This is a genomic window from Bradyrhizobium sp. UFLA06-24 (genome assembly GCF_054967145.1).
Genome location: NZ_JADFUE010000158.1, coordinates 1 through 3,207, shown reverse-complemented (window position 1 = coordinate 3,207; position 3,207 = coordinate 1). Strand labels below are relative to the sequence as shown.

The 3,207-nt window shown below is 59.7% G+C and carries 4 protein-coding genes; 3 read left to right on the top strand and 1 reads right to left on the bottom strand.

The annotated features are described in order from the left end of the window. Positions 1-444: 444 nt before the first annotated feature. Positions 445-636, top strand: a complete 192-nt coding sequence (locus IF809_RS38240; protein ID WP_014498042.1) for a hypothetical protein — start codon at positions 445-447, stop codon at positions 634-636. A gap of 336 nt (positions 637-972) precedes the next feature. Here IF809_RS38240 and IF809_RS38235 read toward each other — a convergent pair whose 3' ends face one another. Next, positions 973-1,749: an EAL domain-containing protein gene (locus IF809_RS38235; protein ID WP_014498043.1), complete on the bottom strand. Its 777-nt coding sequence runs from the start codon at positions 1,747-1,749 to the stop codon at positions 973-975. A gap of 322 nt (positions 1,750-2,071) precedes the next feature. On the opposite strand from IF809_RS38235, the gene IF809_RS38230 reads away from it, so the two are divergent. Next, on the top strand, positions 2,072-2,860 hold the full coding sequence (locus tag IF809_RS38230; RefSeq protein ID WP_223153754.1) for a hypothetical protein: 789 nt from the start codon (positions 2,072-2,074) through the stop codon (positions 2,858-2,860). Positions 2,861-2,989: 129 nt separating this feature from the next. Then, the coding region (locus tag IF809_RS38225; RefSeq protein WP_462840049.1) for a sigma factor-like helix-turn-helix DNA-binding protein at positions 2,990-3,207 on the top strand (218 nt) is incomplete at its 3' end.

The window sequence follows — 3,207 nt, the reverse complement described above, 5'->3', positions numbered from 1 at the left end:
CCAGCGCGCATTCTCTCGCCCCCGAATCAACACGTAGGCAAGAGAATCACGTGGCGCTATTTAGGTACAGACCCTAGGTGAGGTTGCAGCTGCCGGCAGGTGATGGGCTGCTGCAAAGGATCGACCTAATCACCCCGACCGAGACTCGTCAGCTTCTCGAAAGGTAGCGCGCCTAGCGTGAGGCTGCTGAACTCTAGGCGAGCACGTCTATTGAGACGTAACAAGACGAGCATAGGAGAAAGCGATGGCCGCCGAAAACAAGAACGCCGGCAAAACGGACAACGTACAGCCCAAGACCGTTGGTCTCGGCAAGAGCGCCGAACTGAGCCTGAGAAGTCTGGGGGGCGAGCACCGTCTTTCTTTCTATTCCTGCCCCTCGTATCGTCGGCCCGCCCGACGTAGCAGGCCACAACTAACGACTATCATAAAGAAAGGTGAATAGACATGGCGGTTAATAGTGTTGGCGGTAACGGCGCCGCTCCTGCTACCCAGCAGACCCAGGATGCCGGTTTCCAGAACCAGATGGCTGAGTTCGAGCGTGTTAGCCAAAAAGTTCAGGCCCAGGCCGTGGCAATGCGCAGAATTACGACCGAGCTCTCTTCTGAGAAGAAGGTCGCCGACGAGCGCGTCCAATAAGTCTGCCAAGACGGCGGCTCAGCGCGTCGCTACCGGATCCGCGCAGTGAATGACGAACTCCGGAAGAGCCGTGCGGCAACTGCCGTACGGCTTATCTCGTTATTCAGGACATTATCCTGAACGAATCGATCTCTCGAGTTTGAAGTGCATAGCAAAGCCGAGGGGAAGACGACCGCCGTCAGCATGTGAGTTGGCGCGGGGCCCGGCGCCGATCGGCACGTTAAGCCGTTGACATCATTAATCTGGGCAGGGTCATTCCATCCGCCGATTCACACAAAGCGCCTGATCGCCCGCGGCGAAGCGCTGCGCGCGATCGATGGCGACACTCGCGCCTGACTAGGCGCCATGCGTCAGGACGATCGGCTCTTTCTCCGAGAAGTGCGTGCGCGAGCGGGCGAACTTCTTGACGCCCATCGGCTTGCCGAACAGGTAACCCTGGACCTGATCGAAATCCATCTCATGTGCGGCAAGAAAGTCCGCGCGCGTCTCGCCCCCCTGCGCAATAACCTGCGCGCCGGAGTCGTGTGCGAGCTCGACGATACGCCGGCACACCGTCTGCTTGAGGCGCTGATCCGCGCAACCGGTGACGTATTGATGGTCGACCTTCAGCTGGACGAACGGAAAGTTCGGCAATCCCAGCAAGGATGGCCACTTCGCGCCGACATTGTCGATCGAGATGCCGATATTGTGCAGGCGAACGCGCCGGGCGACATCGATCGCCAGGTCGAGATTGTCGATCACCTCGGCGCTGTCGATCTCGATCAGCAGGCCGGCGAACGCCGCATGATCCGGAATCCGGTAGCAAAGCTCGCGCACCGCAGCATCGTCGGCCAGAAACGAGATCGGCAGGTTGATCGAGAGATCGACCGGTCCGATCTGCCCGAGCAGATAGCGCCAGTCCTCGATCGCGCGCGCGATCACGAACTCGGACAGCGCATGAAAATGCGGATCGCTTTCGTCGGGGATGAAGTAGGCAGGCGGCACGACGCCCCATGCGGGATGGCGCATCCGGATCAGCGCCTCGGCGCCGCTCGGAACCAATGTCCGGAGATGAAGTTTCTGCTGATACCACAGCTCGAGCGAGCTGGCTTTCAGCGCTTCGGGCACATCCACTGCCGGGCTCGGTGCGGGCTCGAGCGGCATCAATGACGCAAGAATCGTCGACAATTTGTGGAAGGGCTCGCAACCGGAGACGGTTGAGATGTATTTGGCGAGCGACTTTGAACACGGCGCCTTGCCGTCTCCTCAATCCCAGCGATGCCGCCCTTCACCTTCTCGAAGGCGGCCGTGAAACAATCACCCCACTGGTGACGAGCGCCTTCATCGCGGTCGATACTGCGGTGAGCGCGGTCCCCAGGAAGCCGCGGCTGCATCGACGGACAAGGCATCGAAGACTCAGAAGGATTTCAACTTTTCGGTGATGGGCGGAAAAAACGTGGTCGATCAGTTCATTGCATCGCAAAGCAAGTCGCCGGAGGGAATGAAGGCCGAGGTGGCAACCTATGGACTGCTTCCCGGCGCAATGGAGGCGATGAAGCTGCAATTGCAAACGGAGTCGATCGCGCGGGCGAACAACACCGCGATCACCGCCGCGCAGCAGGTGCAGCTCGACCTGCTGAAGCAGAAGACTTCGGAATACGCCATGACGCTGGCCGGGCTCCAGACGATCCAAGCGAACTTGACTCCCTCTGAGAGTTACCTACAGGAGCCTAAGATCCAAGCGCAATTCAACGCCAATACGATCAGTGCGCAGCAATTCCTGGATGCGCAACAAAGGCTAGCGGAGAACGCCCAATCGACGTGGAACACCGCCGGCGCCTCCATGGCGGGCGAATTTGCACAACTCTCGCAGGAATTCGGCAAGCACAGCATGGCTATGGCGACGGCGGCTAAAGCGTTCGGCATTGTCGAGGCAAGGATCAACACTTACACCGCCTTCACGAAGGCGTTGGCATCGGCCGTGCCGCCATTCAATGATGCGTTGGCTGCGGGCGTGCTCGCTGCCGGTATGGCCAAGGTCGCCGCGATCAGCTCTATGTCGACACCTAGCTTTAGCACCGGCGGCTTCGTCTCCGGCGCTGGGACAAGCGTCTCGGACAGCATTCCCGCAATGCTTTCCAATGGCGAATTCGTTGTGAATGCCGAAGCTACGCAACGCAACAGGCGGGAAATCGCCCAGCAAAGCGGTTCTCGTCAGTTTCATGCGCGTTTCGCGGGATCGTGAGCGCGGATTTCAGGGGATCGTGAGCAACGATTTCGCAGGATCGTGAGCAAGGCTTTCGGAGCCTTGCAGCGCTTCGGCCGACAACTCAACCGGCTTAGGGAATGACCTCGTGGTTAACGAGGAAGTCCAATGCCTACCCAGAGATTGTCGATGCGCCGGATCAAGGAAGTCCTTCGGTTAAAACATTTTCAAGGCCTGCCAGAGCGGGCCATCGCGCGGAGCGTGGGCGTCAGCAACGGCGTTGTGCACAGCTACCTGAGCCGCGCCCGCTCTGCTGGGTTGAGCTGGCCGCTTCCGGAGGGAATGACCGATGAAGACCTGGAGCTTTTGCTTTTCCCGGCCCCACG

Bases quoted from the DNA above. Each gene is read 5' to 3' on its own strand.
- IF809_RS38240 (WP_014498042.1), top strand. From the start codon at position 445: ATGGCGGTTAATAGTGTTGGCGGTAACGGCGCCGCTCCTGCTACCCAG.